The sequence below is a fragment of the Mesorhizobium sp. B4-1-1 genome (assembly GCF_006439375.1).
In the GTDB taxonomy this organism is placed as follows: domain Bacteria; phylum Pseudomonadota; class Alphaproteobacteria; order Rhizobiales; family Rhizobiaceae; genus Mesorhizobium.
Genome location: NZ_VFTH01000005.1, coordinates 1 through 19,792, shown reverse-complemented (window position 1 = coordinate 19,792; position 19,792 = coordinate 1). Strand labels below are relative to the sequence as shown.

General features: G+C 64.2%; 17 protein-coding genes. 15 read left to right on the top strand and 2 right to left on the bottom strand.

The genetic code is table 11. The features are described from left to right. Positions 1 to 8 precede the first annotated feature (8 nt). The 9 genes from FJW10_RS08785 (at position 9) to FJW10_RS08745 (ending at position 8,453) form a co-directional block, all read left to right on the top strand. A complete protein-coding gene (locus FJW10_RS08785; RefSeq protein ID WP_140899774.1) occupies positions 9 to 1,097 on the top strand; it encodes a Gfo/Idh/MocA family oxidoreductase in 1,089 nt (362 codons plus the stop codon). A 60-nt stretch (positions 1,098 to 1,157) separates the two neighbouring features. Then, on the top strand, positions 1,158 to 2,072 hold the full coding sequence (locus FJW10_RS08780) for a sugar phosphate isomerase/epimerase (protein WP_140899773.1): 915 nt from the start codon (positions 1,158 to 1,160) through the stop codon (positions 2,070 to 2,072). Between the two features lie 60 nt (positions 2,073 to 2,132). Further along, positions 2,133 to 3,077: a substrate-binding domain-containing protein gene (locus FJW10_RS08775; RefSeq protein WP_140899772.1), complete on the top strand. Its 945-nt coding sequence runs from the start codon at positions 2,133 to 2,135 to the stop codon at positions 3,075 to 3,077. 60 nt (positions 3,078 to 3,137) lie between these two features. After that, the gene (locus FJW10_RS08770) at positions 3,138 to 4,142 is read left to right on the top strand and encodes an ABC transporter permease (protein WP_140899771.1); all 1,005 of its coding nucleotides are present in this window, start codon (positions 3,138 to 3,140) and stop codon (positions 4,140 to 4,142) included. Between the two features lie 2 nt (positions 4,143 to 4,144). Continuing rightward, positions 4,145 to 4,921, top strand: a complete 777-nt coding sequence (locus FJW10_RS08765; RefSeq protein WP_140640041.1) for an ATP-binding cassette domain-containing protein — start codon at positions 4,145 to 4,147, stop codon at positions 4,919 to 4,921. Between the two features lie 4 nt (positions 4,922 to 4,925). After that, positions 4,926 to 6,107, top strand: coding sequence for an aldose 1-epimerase family protein (locus tag FJW10_RS08760; protein WP_140899770.1), 1,182 nt, complete (start codon positions 4,926 to 4,928; stop codon positions 6,105 to 6,107). A gap of 67 nt (positions 6,108 to 6,174) precedes the next feature. Then, positions 6,175 to 7,260, top strand: coding sequence for a fatty acid desaturase family protein (locus FJW10_RS08755; protein ID WP_140900006.1), 1,086 nt, complete (start codon positions 6,175 to 6,177; stop codon positions 7,258 to 7,260). Positions 7,261 to 7,305: 45 nt separating this feature from the next. Further along, positions 7,306 to 7,620 carry a MocE family 2Fe-2S type ferredoxin gene (locus tag FJW10_RS08750; RefSeq protein ID WP_140899769.1) on the top strand — a complete coding sequence of 105 codons (315 nt, stop codon included), beginning with the start codon at positions 7,306 to 7,308 and terminating at the stop codon, positions 7,618 to 7,620. Positions 7,621 to 7,649: 29 nt separating this feature from the next. After that, positions 7,650 to 8,453, top strand: coding sequence for a 3-methyl-2-oxobutanoate hydroxymethyltransferase (locus FJW10_RS08745; protein ID WP_140899768.1), 804 nt, complete (start codon positions 7,650 to 7,652; stop codon positions 8,451 to 8,453). A 13-nt stretch (positions 8,454 to 8,466) separates the two neighbouring features. On the opposite strand, the gene hutH is transcribed toward FJW10_RS08745, so the two are convergent. Beyond that, positions 8,467 to 9,963, bottom strand: a complete 1,497-nt coding sequence (gene hutH / locus FJW10_RS08740; RefSeq protein ID WP_140899767.1) for a histidine ammonia-lyase — start codon at positions 9,961 to 9,963, stop codon at positions 8,467 to 8,469. Next, positions 9,960 to 10,961: an ornithine cyclodeaminase family protein gene (locus tag FJW10_RS08735; RefSeq protein ID WP_140899766.1), complete on the bottom strand. Its 1,002-nt coding sequence runs from the start codon at positions 10,959 to 10,961 to the stop codon at positions 9,960 to 9,962. Before FJW10_RS08735 ends, hutH begins: the two co-directional genes overlap by 4 nt. Positions 10,962 to 11,073: 112 nt before the next feature. On the opposite strand from FJW10_RS08735, the gene FJW10_RS08730 reads away from it, so the two are divergent. The 6 genes from FJW10_RS08730 to FJW10_RS08705 all read left to right on the top strand — a co-directional run bounded on the left by FJW10_RS08730 (position 11,074) and on the right by FJW10_RS08705 (position 19,615). Further along, complete coding sequence (locus FJW10_RS08730; RefSeq protein WP_140900005.1) at positions 11,074 to 12,516, top strand: MFS transporter; 1,443 nt, start codon at positions 11,074 to 11,076, stop codon at positions 12,514 to 12,516. 280 nt (positions 12,517 to 12,796) lie between these two features. After that, positions 12,797 to 13,783 carry an ABC transporter permease gene (locus tag FJW10_RS08725; protein WP_140899765.1) on the top strand — a complete coding sequence of 329 codons (987 nt, stop codon included), beginning with the start codon at positions 12,797 to 12,799 and terminating at the stop codon, positions 13,781 to 13,783. 56 nt (positions 13,784 to 13,839) lie between these two features. After that, the gene (locus FJW10_RS08720; protein ID WP_140899764.1) at positions 13,840 to 14,865 is read left to right on the top strand and encodes a sugar ABC transporter substrate-binding protein; all 1,026 of its coding nucleotides are present in this window, start codon (positions 13,840 to 13,842) and stop codon (positions 14,863 to 14,865) included. Between the two features lie 78 nt (positions 14,866 to 14,943). Beyond that, a complete protein-coding gene (locus FJW10_RS08715; protein ID WP_140899763.1) occupies positions 14,944 to 17,067 on the top strand; it encodes an SMP-30/gluconolactonase/LRE family protein in 2,124 nt (707 codons plus the stop codon). Then, positions 17,064 to 18,119 (top strand): hypothetical protein, encoded by a 1,056-nt coding sequence (locus FJW10_RS08710; RefSeq protein WP_140899762.1) that lies wholly within the window; start codon positions 17,064 to 17,066, stop codon positions 18,117 to 18,119. The genes FJW10_RS08715 and FJW10_RS08710 overlap by 4 nt, the downstream gene beginning before the upstream one ends. Beyond that, entirely contained in the window at positions 18,119 to 19,615 is a 1,497-nt protein-coding gene (locus FJW10_RS08705; protein ID WP_140899761.1) for a sugar ABC transporter ATP-binding protein, read from the top strand. Before FJW10_RS08710 ends, FJW10_RS08705 begins: the two co-directional genes overlap by 1 nt. Positions 19,616 to 19,792: the final 177 nt, after the last annotated feature.

Sequence of the window (19,792 nt, the reverse complement as noted above, 5' to 3'; positions counted from 1 at the left end):
AGGAAGAGATGGCAGGCAAAGGCTTCGAGCCGGACGTCAAGGTTCGCACCAGGGATTACAAAATCGGCTGTGTCGGGGCCGGCATGATCATGGCCGAGTGCCATCTGGCGGCTTACAAGGAAGCCGGCTTTCCGGTGGTGGCGATCGCCTCGCGCACCAAGGCGAATGCTGAGAAGGTCGCCACCCGCTGGGACATTCCGACCGTTCACGACACGCCGGAAAAGCTGATCGAGGATACCAACGTCGACATCATCGACCTGGCCTTTCCGCCAGACCAGCAGCCGGCGCTGATCCGGCACGCGCTGAAGCAGAAGCATATCAAGGCGATCCTGGCGCAGAAGCCCCTGGCGCTGTCGGTCGAGGAAGCCGTCAAACTGCGCGACGAGGCGGCGAAGGCCGGCAAGATCCTCTCGGTCAACCAGAACATGCGCTACGACCAGTCGATGCGCGTGTTGAAGCAGATCATCGACAGCGGCGCGCTCGGCGACATCGTCTTCGCGCAGATCGACATGCACGCGATCCCGCATTGGCAGACCTTCCTTCAGGGCTACGACCGGCTGACGCTCGCCAATATGAGCGTGCACCACCTCGACGTGCTGCGCTTCCTGTTCGGCGATCCGGACGAGATCACGACGCTTACGCGCAAGGACCCGCGTACTCAATTCGACCATTCCGACGGCATCACCGTGTCGACGATGCGCTTCCCGTCGGGTGTGCTTGCCGTGTCGCTGGAGGACGTTTGGTCCGGCCCGCGCCAGGACGGCTACAAGGACGACCAGCACATCAACTGGCGCGTCGACGGCACGAAGGGCGTCGCCAAGGGCACGATCGGCTGGCCGACCGGTGCCGCCTCGACGCTGACCTACGCTTCGGCCGAGACGACCGGCGGCGAATGGGTGAGCCCGAGCTGGGAAACGATGTGGTTTCCGCACGCCTTCATCGGCGTCATGGAGCAGCTGCAGCACGCGGTGAAGACCAGCACGCCGCCGGCGCTCTCCGTCGCCGACAACGTCAAGACCATGGCGCTGGTCGAGGCGGGCTACCGCTCGATGGCCTCGGGCCGCACGGTCAAGCTCTCCGAAATCCCGACAAACTGAATCAACCCAATCAACTGAAATTACTGGCAACTGAATCGCTTACAGGGAGGAATTCACACCATGATGCAGGCAGGCATTTTCACGGGTTATTTCCCGTATGGCCTCGAAGAGACGGCGCAAAGAATCCGCGGCCTCGGTTTCAACACGGTGCAGCTCGATCTGCATTTCAAGGATGTCGACCTGTCGGCCGGCCAGATCACCAAGGACAAGGCGAAGAAGGTGCGCGACACCTTCCGTGACCATAACCTGCCGGTCTGCTGCGTGTCGGGCTATACGAACATCATCCACCCGGACAAGGCGGAGCGCGAGAAGCGCGTCGGCTATCTCAAGGAGATCATCCGCAACGCCCGGCATTTCGGCTCGCCTTACGTGATCTCGGAGACCGGCACCTACAACACCGAGTCCGACTGGGTGCATCACCCGAAGAACAAGACCGAGGAAGGGTTCGAGGAATGCCGCAAGGTCATCGCCGACCTTGCACAGACGGCTTACGACCACGGCGCGGTGTTCCTGCTCGAAACCTATGTCAACAATGTCGTCGGCTCGGTCGAGGAGACGGTGAAGATGTTCGCGCAGGTCGACCATCCTGGCCTTGGCCTGCTGATGGACCCGACCAACTATTTCGAGACCCACAACATCGACCGGATGGACCAGATACTCAACCAGGTCTTCGACACGCTGACCGACAAGATCAGAATAGCCCACGCCAAGGACGTGAAGCGCTCGGGCGACGACAAGTCCGAGAAGCATGCCGATATCGGCGACGCCGACGCGATGGAAAGCCACACCTTCCGCGGTGTCGGTGAAATCGAACTGCCGGCGCCGGGCCTCGGCTCGCTGAACTACGACCTCTATCTTCAGCGGCTCGCCGAAAAGCATCCGAACATCCCGATGATCATCGAGCATCTGTCGGAAGACGACGTGCCGCGCGCCAAGAAATTCCTCGACGGGAAGCTGCGCGCCAACGGCCTGTGAGACCGCAGGACGCCGCCCGTTCCGGAGCGGCGCCTGCATTGCAAGATAGGAGGAAACGAGATGTTGAAGTTTGGATTGAAGCTGGTCGCTGCGGCGACGGTGCTTGCCGGCGTCGCGTTCGGCTCGGCCGTGCAAGCGCAGGAAGGCCAGAAGACGTTCTATCTCTTGTCGCATGGCGGCCCGTCCGACGCGTTCTGGATCGACTGGAATGCCGGCGCGACCAAGGCCTGTGACCAGCTCAAGGTGACCTGCAAGATCTCTTTCAGCGGCGGCGACATGGCGGCCCAGAAAGAGGCTTTCAACTCGGCGCTGGCCGCCAGGCCGGACGGCATCGCCACGACGTCAGCGCAGCCCGGACTGTGGACCGAGGAAGTGAAGGCCGCCAAGGCTGCCGGCATACCGATCGTGTTCTTCAACACGGACGATCCGGCGACCGGCCGCCAGGCCTATATCGGCGCCGACCTCAAGGAAGCCGGCGCCATCTGGGCGAAATATCTCGTCGACCACAGAATGGTGAAGCAGGGCGACAAGGTGTTCCTTCCGGTCGAGGTTCCGGGCGCCAGCTACCAGCAGCTCGAGACGGAAGGCATCGCCGGCGTCTTCGATCCGCTTGGCATCAAATATGACGTGGTCGATTGCGGCACCGATCCGGCGGGCATCATCGCCAAGATGACCGACTACATGGTCGCCAACAATCCGCCGGCGATCATCGCGCTGGGCGATTCCGTGGCGGCCAGCGTCAAGCGGGTGTTCGACGGCGCCGGCATTCCGGCCGGCAAGATCCCGGTCGTCGGCTGGGGCAATTCCAAGGAGACGGCGCAGGCGGTGAAGGACGGCTTCGTCAACGCCGCCGCCTGGCAGTATCCCTCGGCGCAAGGCTTCATGCCGGTCGCGCTGCTCGGGCTTGCGGCTTCGGGCGAGCCGATCGGCTACGACATCCACACCTTCGGCCTCTACGACGCCTCCAGCGTCGAGCCGATCCTGAAGCTCTACGACAAGAAGTGAGGAACTGGCGCCCGCCGCGTGAGCGGCGGGCGCCATATAGCAAGCATGGTTCAACAGGTCATGGCAGTCACCGCGGAAGACGGCGCACGAGGGGCAAGGAGCAGGTCGAGGCTGATGCGCTCGCCGCAATTCTCGTCTTTCGTCATTCTCATCATGCTTCTCGTGGTGTTCGGCGTCGCCGACCGCAATTTCCTGTCGCCGCTCAACATCTCCAACATGATGGCGTTCCTGCCGGAGCTCGGCATCATCGCGCTCGGCATGACGCTGCTGCTCACCGCCGGAGAATTCGACCTGTCGGTCGGCGCGGTGTTCGGCCTGGCGCCGGTGGTGGTGATGCTGCTGGTGCAGAACGCCGGCGTCGATATCGGCGTGGCGCTGCTGGCCGGCCTTTTGCTGTGCATCGTCATCGGCGCGATCAACGGCGTGATCGTCACCAAGATCGGCATCTCGTCCTTCCTGGTGACGCTGTCGATGCTTTTGATCGTACGGGGTGCGGCGCTCTACATCACGCAGGGTTTTCCGCTGAAGTCATGGGACCAGCCCGGGTTTTTCGTCACGCTGCTCGCCGGCAGCTTCAATGTTGGTTCGTTCCGCTTCTACACCTCGCTGTGGTGGTTCGTCGGCCTGTCGCTGCTTGCGATCTACATCCTGCGCTACGCCAAGCTCGGCAACTGGATCAGCGCCATCGGCTCCAACCGCAACGCGGCGGTGGCGCGCGGCGTGCCGGCCGACGCGGTCAAGATCTGGCTGTTCGTCCTGACCTCGGTGCTTGCCGGGCTCGCCGGCATGATCAGCGCCTTCCGCATTTCGGCGGCTTCGCCGGTGGCAGGAACCGGCTATGAGCTCGAAGTGATCGCCATGGTGGTGGTCGGCGGCACGGCGCTGACCGGCGGTCGCGGCACCATCCTCGGCACCATCGTCGGCGCGCTGATGCTGCGCGCGATCCGCAACGGCATCGTGCTCGTCGGCGTGCCCGGGCTCGCCTACAACATCTTCGTCGGCGTCATCATCCTCGCCATGCTCATCCTGCACGCACTGCTGCAGAAAAACGCCGCAAGGAGCTGATGATGATGCAGGAAGTGCTCCGGCTGCAGAATCTGCAAAAATCCTTCGGCAGCGTGCGCGCGCTGAAGAATGCCTCGCTGACGCTCAAGGAAGGCGAAGTGGTGGCGCTGCTTGGCGACAACGGCGCCGGCAAATCGACGCTGATCAAGGCGATCTCGGGCGTTTTCCCGATCGATCGCGGCGACATCTATGTGCGCGGCGAAAAGGTCTCGATCCGCTCGACGCGCGAGGCGATGGACCTCGGCATCGAGACTATCCACCAGGACACGTCGCTTGCGCCGGATCTCAGCATCGCGCGCAACCTGTTCCTTGGCCGCGAGCCGGTCAATCTCAAATGGCTGGGCGTCTTCGCGCCGCTCGACCTCGCCAAGCTGCGCAATGCTGCCTCAGCGCTGCTGAAGCGCGTCGGCATCTCGAAGAAGCTCGACGCCGACGCGTTGGTCTCGACGCTTTCCGGCGGCGAGCGGCAGTCGATCGCGATCTCGCGCGCCATGCAGTTCGCCGCCAAGGTGATCATCCTCGACGAGCCGACCAACAATCTCGGCGTCGAGGAAACGCATGGCGTGCTGCGCTTCGTCAAAGAGATGCGCGAGGCCGGGCATTCGGTGCTCTTGATCACGCACAACATCCACCATGTGTTCGAGGTCGCCGACCGCATCATCGTCATGCGCCGCGGCGAGATCGTCGCCGAACAGACGGTCGCCGACACCGATCTTTTGACGGTGGAAAGCCTGATAACCGGCGCCGACCTGTCGGCCCTGATGAAAAGGGCGCAGTGACGGCATGGTGAAGCTCTACGGACAAACGCTTTCGCGCCGGCAGGTCGCCGAACGCTCCGGCATGCTGTCGCAATTCGCCGGGGTGCGGCTGATGACGCTTGGCGACGGCGTCGAGCGCGGCATCCGCATGCTCGAGTTCCGCACCGGCTCAGGCCTGCGCTTCACGGCGTTGGTCGACCGCGCGCTCGACATCGCCGATTGCGAGTACAAGGGCCAAGCGATCGGCTGGCATTCGCCGAGCGGGTTTCGCAACCCAGGCCTGCACGATTATGAAGGCGAGGACGGCTTTGCCTGGGGACGGTCCTTCTCCGGCCTGCTGGTCACCTGCGGCCTCGACCACATTCTCGGCCGCAACGAGGTGCCGGCCGAAAACTACAATTATCCCGGACGCAAGACCGTGACGCATTCGCTGCATGGGCGCGTCGGCACTATTCCGGCGCGGCTCACCGGCTATGGCGAGGCCTGGAACGGCGACCGCTGCGTTTTGTGGGCCGAAGGCATCGTCCAGCAGGCGAGCGTGTTCGGCGAGGATCTGCACCTCATCCGCCGCATCGAGGCCGATGTCGGCGGCAACGAGATCCGGCTCTCGGACCGTGTCGTCAATCACGGCTTCCACCGCACGCCGCATATGTATTTCTACCATGTCAATGTCGGGCATCCGTTGCTCGACGCAGGCTCGCGCTATTTGGCGCCGATCCGCGACGTCGTCTGGGCCGCGCATGCCGGCGAACGTTACGAGGCGCAGGAGGTCGGCTACCGCACCATGCCTGAGCCACAGCTCGGCTTCAGCGAGCAGGTCTGGCAGCATGAGCTGGGCGCCGACGCCACGGGCGAGGTGCCGGTGGCTGTCGTCAACGACCGCCTCGGCCTCGGCTTCGAGGTCGTCACCCGCAAGGACCAATTGCCTTGCTGTTATGAATGGCAGAATTTCCAGGCCGGGCAGTATGCGCTTGGCATCGAGCCCTCGACGCACCATGTGCTCGGCAATCTTGCCGCGCGCGAGCGTGGCGAGATGATCTGGCTGGAGCATGACGAGACCCGCGCCTATGACGCGGTGTTCCGCGTCCTCGACGGCAAGGAGGCGATTGCTGGCGCTGAACGCAGGATCGCGGCCATCGCCCGCCAGCCTGAGCAGGATTATCCTCAGCCCTCCGGCAATTTCCCAAGACTGGCGGGCAGGACATGAGCGCGACAAATATCCATAGCAAGCCCTCCGGCCGGCGGACCGGATTTGATTGGAGGCCGATTTGACCATGGCGAAAAAGCGCGACTACAGCCTTGTCGGCGAAAGCACACGTACGGCGATCGAGACCGGACTTGCCTCGGCCGAGTGGTATCACACCGACGTGGCGCGCAAGACCATGAAGGAATTGATGCAGCGCTCCGACGGGCCGGCGATCCGCGACACCATCATCTGGATCGCCGCGATCCTGGGCTCAGCCGCCGGCATCGTCTGGTTCTGGGCCACCTGGTGGGTCGTGCCGTTCCTGTTCGTCTATGGCGTGCTCTATGGCTCTTCGAGCGACTCGCGCTGGCACGAATGCGGCCACGGCACCGCCTTCCGCACGCGCTGGATGAACGACGTCGTCTACCACATCGCTTCGTTCATGCTGATGCGCAATCCAGTGCAGTGGCGCTGGAGTCATGCGCGCCATCACACCGACACCATCATCGTCGGCCGCGACGCCGAGATCGCGGTGATGCGGCCGCCGGATCTCATCAAGGCGGCTTTGGCCTTCACCGGTATCCTCGATTTCCGCTATTCTCTGCCGACGCTGGTGCGCCAGGCCTTCGGCACATTGTCGGACGACGAGAAGAGCTACATCCCGGAAATGGAGCAGCACAAGGCGGTGACCGCGGCGCGCTGGCACATGGCGGTCTATGTTGCGACGATCGCTGTCGCAATGGCGCTTAGGTCATGGATACCGCTGGTGCTGATCGGCCTGCCGCGCCTCTACGGCACCTGGCACATGGTGACGACCGGCTTGCTGCAGCATATCGGCCTCGCCGACAACGTCACCGATCATCGGCTGAACACCCGCACCGTCTATATGAACCCGATCAGCCGGTTCATCTACTGGAACATGAACTACCATGTGGAGCACCACATGTTCCCGATGGTCCCCTATCACGCGCTGCCGAAGCTGCATGAGCTGATCAAGCACGATCTGCCGGTGCCGAACCCGTCGATGTGGCACGCCTATCGCGAGGTCTGGCCGGTACTGCTCAGGCAGCTGAAATACGAGGACTATTATCTCAAGCGCGAATTGCCGCCGACGGCAAAGCCCTATCGCGGCGAATTTCATGATCTCGACATAACGGCCGCGGCCGCCGAGTAGGCGTGGCGCAGCAATCCACAGAAAGACGATGGCCGGAGAGCGACGATGGCGGAGTGGGTCGAAGCATGCGCGGTGGGCGATGTGGACGAGGAGGATGTGATCCGCTTCGACCATGGCGGCCGTACCTTCGCGATCTACCGCTCGCCGGATAATGATTTCTTCGCGACCGATGGGTTCTGCACGCATGAAAAGACCCATCTGGCAGACGGGCTGGTGATGGACGACATCATCGAATGCCCCAAGCACAATGGCCGCTTCAACTACAAGACCGGCCAGGCCAAGGGCGCGCCGGTCTGCGTCGACCTCAAGACCTATCGGGTCAAGGTCGAGGCCGGTAAGGTGATGATCGATATCGGCTGAAAGCCGTCAGACAAAAACAGGATGTACCGATGAGCCGAAAGAGACCGACCGTCGCCGATCTGCGCGCCATGAAGGGCAAGCGGCAGCTTACCATGCTACGCGTGCTGACGCTGGAAGAAGCCGAGGCCGCCGAACGGGCAGGGGTAGACATCGTCTCGGTGCCGCCGGAACTGGTGCTCAATCCGCAATATCGCGATGCCGCGCCCAGCCTCTTCACCATGCCGGGCGACAATTTTTTCGAGATCGGCACCACCGACGATTTCGTGCGCTGGTCGTTCCGGCTCTACAAGGCCGGCGCCGACGCCATCTATTGCAGCGCCGGCTACGCCACGATCAAGCGCATGGCCGACGATGCGATTCCGGTCATTGGTCATGTCGGGCTGATCCCGTCGCGCGCCACATGGACCGGCGGCTTCAAGGCGGTCGGCAAGACCGCCGATACGGCCATGCAGGTGTTCGAGGCGGTCAAGCAGCTGGAGGCCGCCGGCGCGATCGGCGCCGAGATCGAAGTGGTGCCGGTGGAGGTGGCGAAAGCGATCTCCGAGCGCACTTCGCTGATCATGCTGTCGATGGGCGCGGGTACGGGCTGCGATGCGCAATATCTGTTCGCCGAGGATATTCTCGGCACCAATCGCGGTCACATGCCGCGCCATTCGAAAGTCTACCGCAACTTCGCCGCCGAATACGACCGGCTGCAGGCGGAGCGCATCGCGGCGTTTTCGGAATATGTCGCCGATGTCAACAGCGGCGCCTATCCGGAAGACAGGCATATCGTGCATATGGATCCGGACGAGCTCACACGCTTCATGAAGAAGGTGGACGCGAAGGCCTGATCCGCCGCGAGCTTCAGCCTGTAGTTGGTGAACCTTGCCAGATTCCGCTGGCGAGGACGGCATAGAGCGCTTCGGAATCAATGCCGAGCGGCCTGTCTTCCTTGAGCGTGGCCACATGCGAGCGCACCGCCGCGTGGATCGCGCCGGTGGCCGGCGCGAGCGTGGCTCCCTCGCGCAAGTCGACGGCCTGCGCCGCGGCCATCAGCTCGAAGGCAATCAGCCGCCGCCACAGCACGATCATCTCGGCGCATTTGGCGACAGCGAGCGGCGTCTGCGTCGCGTGATCCTCGACGCCCTCGGACACAGGCAGGAAATCGAGCATCACCGGATTGGCCTTGTGGCGGATCGCGGCCAGGATAGCCGTCACCGTTTTCTGCAGCGGGACGAAGCCCGCCGAGGCGCCGCCGATAGGCGAAAGATATTTCGGCAGGCCGTGGCGGGTTGAGCCGGTGAGCTGGACGAAGCGCGCGGCGGACGCTGCCGCGCATTGCGCGATCGCCAGGCCAAGCGTCTCGAAGGCGAGCGCCAGCGACGCGGTGTGGAAGTTGCCGGTCGACATGACCAGCTCATCCTCGGCAAGCACCAGCGGATTGTCGGCGGCGGCGTTGAGCTCGATCTCGACCGCCAGCCGCGCATGGTCGATCGCCTGGATGAGCGCGCCATGGATCGAGGGCATGCAGCGGATCGACAGCGGATCCTGGATCGTGGTCGGCGCCGGCGCCTCATCGCGCGCCAGCAGGTCGCGCAGCGCCTTCGCCGCAAGCTGCTGGCAGGCGCCAGGACGTGCCTGGTGCTGGCGCGGATCGAGGATGGTGCGGTTGGCGCCAATACCTTCCATCGTCAGCGCGCCGGCCTGCTGTTGCTGTTCGAGCGCCGACAGCGCATCGGTCAGCGCCAGCGCCCCGGTGCCGGCCGAAACCGCCGAGGCGTTGATCAGGGAGAGGCCGTCCTTCGGCGAGAGCGTGACGGGCGCAAGCCGCGCCATCATCAGCGCCTTGGCGGCAGGCATGCGGCGGCTCTGATATTCCGCTTCGCCTTCGCCGATCAGCACCCTGGCGATCGCCGTCATCAGCAGGAGGTCGCCGGCGCCGATCGAGCCAAGCGACGGCATCACCGGATGCACGCCGGCATTGAGCGCCTCGACCAGCGCCGTGAATACACGCGGCGACAGGCCAGAGCCGCCGGACGCCAGCATTGCAATGCGGGCGAACATCGCCGCACGTGCCACCGGCACGGGCAGGGCCTCGCCGACGGCGGCGCTGCGGCCTTCGATCAACTGGCGCTGGAAGGCGCTCGCGTCGCCTTCGACCGCGGCGACGAGATTGGCGCCGAGGCCTCTGTTCAACCCGTAGATCTGCTGGCCGCCGGCCGCGGCGGCATCGAGGACCTGGCGTGCCTTGGCGAGCCTTTCGAGGACGGCAGGCGTGACCTCGACCTTGCAGGCATTGCGCGCGGCTGCAACCACATCCTCGATGCTGACGCCTGCGCCGGTGAGAACGAGCGGGCTCATGCGAAGCGCAGCCGCTGGCCGATGCCGTTTTCGCCGGCCTTGGCGAGCATGGCCTTGCCGAGCGCAATGTCGGAGAGCGAGAGGCCGCGATGCCAGAACAGGATCGTCTCGCCATCGCTTTGCCGGCCCGGCTTCAGGCCGGCCGCGATCTGGCCCAGTTCGGCGTGCAGTGTCGCCTCGCTCAGCCGTCCCGTCTCGATATGGGCGCGCAGCGAGCCGAACTTGCCGCCCTTGCACTGCCCCCAGTCGTCGACGACGATCTTTTGCATGATGTCGGTGAGCGACAGTTCGACGGCGCTCATCGTGCCGTAGGGCACGACCAGCGCACCCCGCTTGATCCATTCGGTCTTGAGCAGCGGCTGCGGCTCCGGCAGCCGCGAGGCCTCGACCACGATATCCGCGCCTTCGACGCAGCTTTTCCAGTCAGCCACGGCCAGGACCGGCTTGCCGAGGTCGGCGGCCAGCTTCGCGGCGAAGGCGTCGCGGCTTTCCGGCCGGCGCGAATGGATGCGGATCTCGTCGAAGTCGAAGAGATGATCGAGCAGGCGCACATTCCAATAGGCGGTGCCGCGCGCGCCGATATGGCCGAGCACCTTGGACGACTTCTTCGCCAGATGCCTGGCGCCGATGGCGGTGACGGCGCCGGTGCGCATGTCGGTGATGACGGTGGCGTCGAGGATGGCGCGCGGCGTGCCGGTGCGCGGATCGAAAAGGTTGAGGATGCCGAATTCCGACGGCAGGCCGTGCTTGTAGTTGTCGACATAGTCGCCGACGATCTTCACGCCGGCGGCGTCGAGCGGCGCCACATAGCCGCGCAGCACGTTGAAGTGGCCGTGGAAGGACGGGTCGGGCTCGAGATGGACGCGCGGCTCGATCACAGTCCGGCCGTTGCCCTGCGCGACGAGCCCCGTTTCCACGGCGCCGATGATCTCGGCGTCGGTCATGGCAAGCGCTTCGATGTCGAGAGCATTGAGGTAGTCGATATAGATCGGCTTCATGCGTTTTCCTCGGCCACCCCCAGGCTCATCCATAACAGGCGAAACGGCGACACGGAAGTTTGTTGGATAAGCTCTGGACTGGGCCATGCTTATGCTGTTCAACCAGCGCGTCATGACCAGTATTCCCGGCAACGAAGACGTGTCCCGGCCGATAGTTTTCGCGCGGCAGTCCCGGCGCGTCGCGCTGATCGTGGCGGTCGCCTTCTTCATGCAACTGCTGGATTCGACGATCATCTCGACCTCGCTGCCGCAGATGGGGCAGTCCTTCGGCGTGCCGGCGGTGGCGATGAGCATCGGCATCACCGCCTATATGCTGACCATGGCGGTGTTCGTGCCGCTGTCGGCCTGGCTTGTCGACCGCTTCGGCGCGCGCAACATCTTCCTCGCGGCGATCGCGCTGTTCACGCTGGCCTCGATCGCCTGCGGTTTTTCGCAGAGCCTGAGTGAGTTCGTCGCCGCCCGCATCGTGCAAGGCCTTGGCAGCGCGCTGATGACGCCGGTGGGCCGTATCCTGGTGCTGCGCAACGCCGAAAAGTCGGAGTTGCTCAACGCCACGGCGCTGATCACCTGGCCGGCCCTGTTCGCGCCGGTGGTCGGTCCGGTGCTCGGCGGCTTCATCACCACCTATCTCTCCTGGCATTGGAACTTCTTCATCAACGCTCCGCTGGGGCTGGCCGGACTTGCGCTGGTCGCCCGGTTCGTGCCGGGCGATCGTGTATCCGAGGCGACGCCATTCGATTGGCCGGGCTTTTTCCTCACCTCGCTCGGCCTTGCAGTGATGCTTTACGGGCTTGAGCGCCTGGCGCATCCCGAGGACGGCTTGCTGCCGACGGCTGGCTCCATCGGCATTGGCGTCGTGATCGGCTGGTTCGCCGTTCGCCACCTCTTGCAGGCCCGGCATCCGCTGCTCGACCTTTCGGCCTTCAAGATACTGACCTTCGCGATCTCGACGCTTGCCGCGGGCACCGTCTTCCGTGTCGCGATCAATGCCACGCCCTTCCTGCTGCCGCTGCTGTTCCAGGTCGGCTTCGGGCTGCGTCCAGTCGATGCCGGCCTGTTGGTGCTGGCCTATTTCCTCGGCAATCTCGGCATGAAGACCGTGACCACACCGACGCTGAGGCGCTTCGGCTTCCGCACCGTGATGGTGGTGAACGGGATGATCGCATCGCTGGCGATCATGGCCTGCGGGGCGATCTCGCCGCAGACGCCGCTGGCGCTGACCGTCGCGCTGATGCTGGTTGCCGGTCTCACGCGCTCGATGCAATTCACTGCCCTGAACACGCTTGCCTTCGCCGATATCGGCGCGCCGCAGCGAAGCTCGGCCGCGACGCTGTCCAGCATGCTGCAGCAGATAGCGATGCTGTTCGGCGTGGCGATCGCGGCGGCGATCCTCAATTTGTCGCAGATCGTCAGGGGCGAAGCCGTGCCCGACCTTGCCGACTTCAGAATCACCTTTGTCGCGATCGGCCTGCTCGGTCTCGCCGCGGCGATGCGCTTCCTGGTCCTGCCGGCCAATGCCGGGGCTGAGGTTTCTGGCCATTCGACGAACAATTGAGGTCGCGCCGGTCGCATTTTTCGGACTTAAATTGCGTCGTCTCCGCCGTCGTCGAACAGGCTCTTCCGCCTGCCGGGCGATCGGCGCAACGGATAGCCAAAAGCGCAGGAGTTTCCGGCTATTGCGCCAGTTTCGGCAATCGATGCGTCCATTTGGAAAATAGTTGGAGAGGCGCGGTTCTTGAACGCGGATTCATTTGACGAGCCACTGTTGAGCCGATTAGCTTTCGGGCGGGATGGGAGCCGACACGGCCTTGCCATCGGGGCGAAAGACATAAGCGATGAATGCGATCGGCTGGCCGGACTGGAGGCGCCTCAATCAGGAAGGCATCGTCTTTGCCATCGCCATCCTGCTGTTTGCCGCGGCCGCTATCGGGCTGCCCGGCTTCCTCACCGCGGACAATCTCGTCGCCATCGTGCGCTCGGTGTCGGTGCTAGGCATTCTGGCGCTCGGCATGGCGGTCGTCATCATCGGCCGCGGCATCGACCTGTCGGCGGTGGCGATCATGGCGATGTCGGTCGCCTGGTACTTGCAACTTCTGAACACCGGCACCCCTGACGGGCTGGCCTTTGCCTATGTGCTGGCGGGCGTGCTCGCCATCGGCCTGCTCAACGGCTTTCTCGTCGCCTATGCCGACGTGCCGGCGATCTTCGTCACTTTGGCCACCGGCTCCTTCGTGTTCGGCTATGTGCGCTCGCAACTGATCACCCAGGATGCCGTGCCGGTGCCCGGGGGGCACTGGGTCGAGCTGCTCGGCGGCATCCGCTTCCTCGATATTCCGGTCGAGGTGTTCGTCTTCGCCGGGCTGGCCTTCCTGGTCTTCCTGTTCCTGCGCTACACCAAATGGGGCCGCTTCATCTATTTCGCCGGCGACAATCCGGTCGCCGCCCGCAACATCGGCGTCCCGGTGCGGCCGATGCTGGTGCTGCGCTATGTGCTGTCGGCTTTCGTGGCCCTGATCGCCGGCCTGCTGACGGCGGCCAGCCTGCATTCGATCAACACCCGCATCGTCAACTCGACGCTGCTCTACGACATCGTGCTGGTGGCGGTGATCGGCGGCATCGGCCTTTCGGGCGGCAGGGGCGGGGTGCGCAACGTGCTGGTGGGAGCGGCGCTGATCGGCATCCTGCTCAACGCCATGACCATCATCGACATTCCGCTGCTCTACCAGAACCTGATCAAGGCGGCGATCCTGCTCGGCGCCATCATCGTCGACGGCATCATCAATCCGCGTGACGAGCAGACCGCGCAGCAGGGCGACATTTAGACCAGACGCGGTCGGTTTGGGGCCGGCCGCCAACAACGACCAACCAGAGGTGTGATATGAAACTGATCAGAACTCTCATGGCCGCGGCGACGGCGCTTGCCATTACCGCCTTCGTGGCGCCGAGCTTCGCCGCCGACGATCCGGGTCCGGCCGCCTATGCCAAGTCGCTTAACGGCAAACGTGTCATGCTGGTGCCGCTGGCGATGGGCTTCGACCTGGCTCAGGGCTGGGCGCATTATCTGAAGAAGGAAGTCGAGGCCTGGGGGGGCACGTTCGAGACCCGCGATCCGAACTGGGTCGTCGATGCCGGCGCGCAGGCGATCACCGACGCCATCGCTTCGGACACGCGGCCTGACGTGCTCATCATCCACGCGCCCGACCTCAACTCCTATTCGAAGCTTATGAAGAAGGCGCAGGCCGCCGGCACCTATGTGCTGCTGGTCGACAATCCGGCCAACTTCCCGGCCGATGCCTTCGTCGGCAGCGATTGGGACAAGCTCGGCCAGCTCGAAGCCGAAGCGGCGATCAAGGGCTGCGGCGACAATTCCTCCAAGAAGATCGGGCTGGTGCAGGGCGACCAGGCGAACTCCTCCAGCCTCTACCAGTATGCCGGCATCATGAAGGTGCTGGAGAAGCATCCCGACTTCCAGGTGGTGGCAAAGCCCGACTCGAACTGGGACGCGACCGCCTCGCGCAACGTGACGACGACGATGCTGCAGCAGCACCCGGACATCTGCTCGATCATCGACTTCTGGGACGGCGACGCCACCGGCGCCTCGGCCGCGATCCGCGACGCCAAGCTCGACGGCAAGGTGTTCCTGGTCACCACCGGCGGCGGCGAGAAGGCAGCCGATTGCGACAAGCTGGAAGACGGCACCTACGGCGCCGTGGTGATGACCGATCTTGCCCGCCAGTCGGGCGACATGAACGCCATCATCAAATTCCTGCTGCAGAGCGGCCAGCCGGCCGGCACCTCGCACACCTACATCTACACGCTGGAGAAGGCGACGACCAAGGCCGACCTCAAGCCCGACAGCTGCTGGGACCTGAAGGCGCTGCAGGCCGAAGCGGCGGCGAAATAAGCCGCGCCGCCAGAACGCATCCCCGGGGTGGCCGGATTGTTCCGGCCACCTCTTTCCCATTGATGACAGCAGCAGCCGATGACTCTTCGTGAACGCCTCCAGGCCTGGCGCTACAATCTCGTGCCCGACCATCTGGTCGGCGAGATCCTGACCAAACGCTGGACCGACAACGCCATACCTTTCCTGGCGCTGGTGGCGACGCTCGGCGTGTTCGGCTCGATCATTCCGGGTTTCTTCAAGCTCACCTCGCTGCAGGAATCGACTCGCCAGCTGGGCGAGTTCTCGCTTGTGGTCATCGGCATGACCGTGGTGATGCTGGGCGGCGGCATCGATCTTGCGGTCGGCTCGATCTTCGCGCTGTCCTGTTTCTCCGCCGTCTACGTCTTCTTCATCCTCGAACAGTCGATCTGGCTGGCCTTGGCCGCGGCACTCTGCACGGGGCTCGTCTTCGGCGCCATCAATGGCTACCTGGTCGGCTATCTCAGGCTGCGCGCCTTCCTCACCACGCTGGTCACCTTCATTTTCGGGCGGGCGCTGTTCGACATCCTCGTCACCACCTATGCCGCCGACGTGCAGCTCTCCCAGGCGAGCTCCGGTGTGCTCGACTTCATCGGCGACGGCACGTTCTGGGGTCTGTCGGTCTCGGTCTGGCTGGCAATCGTCCTCGCCATCATCACGCATATCGCGCTGACGCGATCGCGCCCCGGCTGGCATGTGCTGGCGGTCGGCGGCTCCCGGCGCTCGGCGCATAATGCCGGCATCCGCGTGCGCCGCACCGTGTTCATGACCTATGTTTTCTCCGGCTTCTGCGCCTCGATCGGCGGCTTCCTCATCGCCTGCCGGTTGAGTGGGGCGGGGCCGGGCACCGGCCTCAATCTCGAGATCATGGCGCTGACGGCAGCAGTGGTCGGCGGCGTCAGCCTGGGCGGCGGACGCGGCTCGGTGGTCAAGGGCCTGATGGGCGCCATCATCGTGCTTACCATGACCAACGGCCTGATCCGGCTGGGCTACGGCACCGGCACCAACCAGATGGTGCTCGGCATCCTTCTGGCCGTCGCCGTCACCATCGACATCCGCTGGCTCAAGAACCGCCACAAGGTGCTGAACGAGGTCTATGTCGCGCCGGTCTACCTCAGGATGGGTGAGACGCAATCGGCCGCGCCAGGTTCCGGCACATCCTACGAGCTCGACAACCGGCTTTCGGCGGCGGATCATATCGGGCTCGGCGAGCTGGAAGGGCCCGAGGACGTGATCCTCGACCGCGACGACCATCTCTATTGCGGCACGCGCCATGGCGAGATCGTCCGCTTCTTCGCGCCTGACTATGTGAAGTCGGAAGTGTTTGCCCATATCGGCGGCTTCCCGCTGGGCCTGGCCTTCGACAAGGAAGGCAATCTGATCAGCTGTGTCGGCGCCATGGGGCTCTATTCGGTCTCGCCGGAGCGGGACGTGAAGCGCCTGTCGGCCGAGACGGCACGCTCCTGGACCTCGATCGTCGACGACGCAAGGCTGCGCGACCCGAACGATTGCGATATCGCGCCGGATGGCCGCATCTATTTCACCGATTCCACCAAGCGCTATGACGCCCACGATTGGGCCTTGGACTCGATCGAGAATCGCGCCACCGGCCGCCTTCTGGTCTACGACCCGAAGGACGGTTCGACCAAGACGCTGCTCGACGGCTATCGCTACACCAACGGCGTTTGCATGGCGCATGACGGCAAGTCGCTGTTCTTCGCCGAAAGCTGGGCCTGCCGCGTGCATCGTTACTGGCTGGAAGGACCGAAGGCCGGTACCGCCGAATGCGTCATCCGCGACATGCCGGGCTACCCCGACAACATCAACCGGGCCTCCGACGGCAATTACTGGATGGCCTGGCTCGGCATGCGCACCCCGAGCTTCGACCTGTCGCTGCGCCACCCTGATATGCGCAAGCGCATGACGCGGCGCCTGCCGCAGGACGAGTGGCTGTTCCCCAACATCAACACCGGCGGGGTGGTGAAGTTCAACGAGAAGGGCGGCATCGTCGAGACGCTCGGCGATCTTTCCGGCAACGCGCATCCGATGGTGACCTCGATGCGCGAGCACAAGGGTTATCTGTTCGTTGGCGGCATCCTCAACAACCGCATCGGGCGCTACAAGATCGCCGGCGCGGATCCGAACTGGACGAGCCCCGCTTCCTATTGGGGAGGCCAGCCATGATCCTCGATCCGATCCTGGATGTCTTCCGCGGCAAGGCCGTCACCATTCCGCCGCTCGACGGCGCCTTCCGGCCGAACACGCGGCTGGACGATGCTCCGGCTTTTGCCGCGCTGAACGAGCCGGACAATCTGGCGATAGCCGATAGCAGGCTGATGGTCTGCAGCGGCAACGCCGTCTATGCGATTGCCGCGGGGGTCGATCCGGGCGTGGTCGAGACCTTCGCGTCTCCGGTTACCGCGCTGGCGGTTTCGCCTTCAGGCGAACTGACCATCGGGCTGGAGAGCGGCAAGCTGATCATTGACGGCAAGGAGGTCGTGCTGCCGGGCGATGTCCGGTCTATCACCGCACTTGCTTACGGCGAAGACGGCACGCTGTGGCTGGCCAACGGCTCGGCCGAGCATGCGCCGTCGCAATGGGCCGCCGACCTGATGAAGAAGGGCGTGTCGGGCTCGCTGTGGAAGTGCGGGCCTGGCGCGATCGGCTTCCAGAAGGTCGCCGGCGACATCGCATTTCCCTATGGCCTTCATCCGGTCGGCGGGAATGTGGTGGTGTCGGAAAGCTGGCGCCATCAGCTGGTGCGCTTCGATGGCGCGACGGGCAACCGCTCGACCGTTCTGACACATCTGCCCGGCTATCCCGCCCGGCTGTCGCCGGCCAGCGACGGCGGGGCGTGGCTGACGCTGTTTGCGCCGCGCAACCGGCTGATCGAATTCGTGCTGCAGGAGACGCATTACCGGCAGGACATGCTGGAACAGGTGCCGCCCGCCTATTGGATCGCGCCGGCGCTGGCCTCCAACCGCAGTTTCCTGGAGCCGTTGCAATGCGGCGGTATCCGCACCATGGGCATCCACAAGCCGTGGTCGCCGAGCCGCTCCTACGGGCTGGTGGTCAAGCTCGACAAAGACATGCAGCCGCAATTCAGCCTGCACAGCCGCGCCAACGGCAAGCGCCACGGCATCTGCAGCGTGGCGGAGAAGGACGGCCGGCTGTTCGTCGCTTCCAAAGGCGGCGACTGCGTGCTGGCCCTCGACGTCGCTTCGGGAGGTTTCTGATGGAGCCGATCGTCCGCCTGGAAAACGTCACCAAGACCTATCGCGGCGTGCCCGCGGTGAAGAATGTCAGCTTCGAACTGCGCAAGGGCGAGATCCACGCGCTGCTCGGCGAGAACGGCGCCGGCAAATCGACGCTGACCAAGATCATCGCCGGCGTAGTCGACGCCACTTCCGGCAAGATGTTCCACAAGGGCATCGAGACGGCTTACGCCTCGCCGCATGCAGCACTCGAGGCCGGCATCGCCATGGTGTTCCAGGAAACCAGCCTGGTGCCGTCAATGACGGTGGCGCAGAATCTTTATCTCGGCGCCGAGAAATTCCTCAACCGGCTGCGCGGCACCTACATTTCGGCGCAGCAGTTCCTGCAGTCGCTGAATTTCCCGGTCGACCCCAACGCCATGGTGGCGACGCTTGGCGCGGCCAAGCGGCAGATGGTCGAGATCGCGCGCGCGGTCCACCACAATGCCGAGATCATCATCTTCGACGAGCCGACGGCGACGCTGACTCCGGAGGAAAAGCGGCATTTCTTCGCGCTGATCCGCCGGCTGAAGGCAAGAGGCGTCTCCATTGTCTTCATCAGCCACGCGCTGGAAGAAGCGCTGCTGATCGCCGACCGCATCACCATCCTGCGCGATGGCGAGCTGGTGACCACCGACGACACTTCGGCCTTCGACCGCGACAAGATCGTGTCGGCCATGGTCGGGCGCACGCTGTCGGGGCAGATCTACCGCCAGCGCGACGAGACGAAGCTGCGCAAGGCGGGCAAGAAGGTGCTGTCGGTGCAGGACATCTCGATGAGCAATGTCGTGCGCAACAATTCCTTCTCGATCTTCGAGGGCCAGATCACCGGCGTGTTCGGCCTGATCGGCTCCGGCCGCACCGAGACCTTCAAGATCGTGTCGGGCATTTACAAGCGCGATTTTCGGCGCGGTGGCGCGATCGAGCTCGACGACAAGCCGGTGCGCTATCTCGTGCCGAGCGAAGCTGTGGCCGACGGCATCGTCTACGTCACCGAGGACCGCAAGAGCGAAGGCATCTTCGAGACGATGGGCATCGCCGAGAACCTGTTCGGCGGACTGCTGGCGGCGGGCCGCGAAAAGGCCTGGGTGATCAACCAGCAGGAGATGCGGCAGCTCTCGGCCGAATGGACGAAGACGCTCAACATCAAGGCGATCAACGACAATGCCCGCGTCGTCGAGCTCTCCGGCGGCAACCAGCAGAAGGTGGTGATCGGCAAGGGACTGGTGCAGCAGCCGCGCATCGTCATCTTCGACGAGCCGACCCGGGGCGTCGATGTCGGCGCCATCGCCGAGATCCACCAGATCATCAACCGGCTGGCCGACGAAGGGCTCGCCGTCGTCGTCATCTCGTCCTACCTGCCGGAGATCATGAACCTTTCCGACCGCATCCTTGTCTGCCGGCAGGGCCGTATCGTCGAGGAGTTCTCGCCGGCGGAGGCGACGGAGGAGAAGATTATGTATGCGGCGGTTCATTAATTGTCAGGGCAAGGAATAATCGCATCGTTAGATCGAGCCACCCACGGAGATTAGCCGAGGCGTCCGTCCTTTCGTCATCCACGGGCGGAGCAAGGAGCGAAGCGACGCGCGCAGACCCTGGAATCCATTCCATGAACTCGCGCGAGGGGTGCAGCGGAGCAGAATTCTGGACCGTCG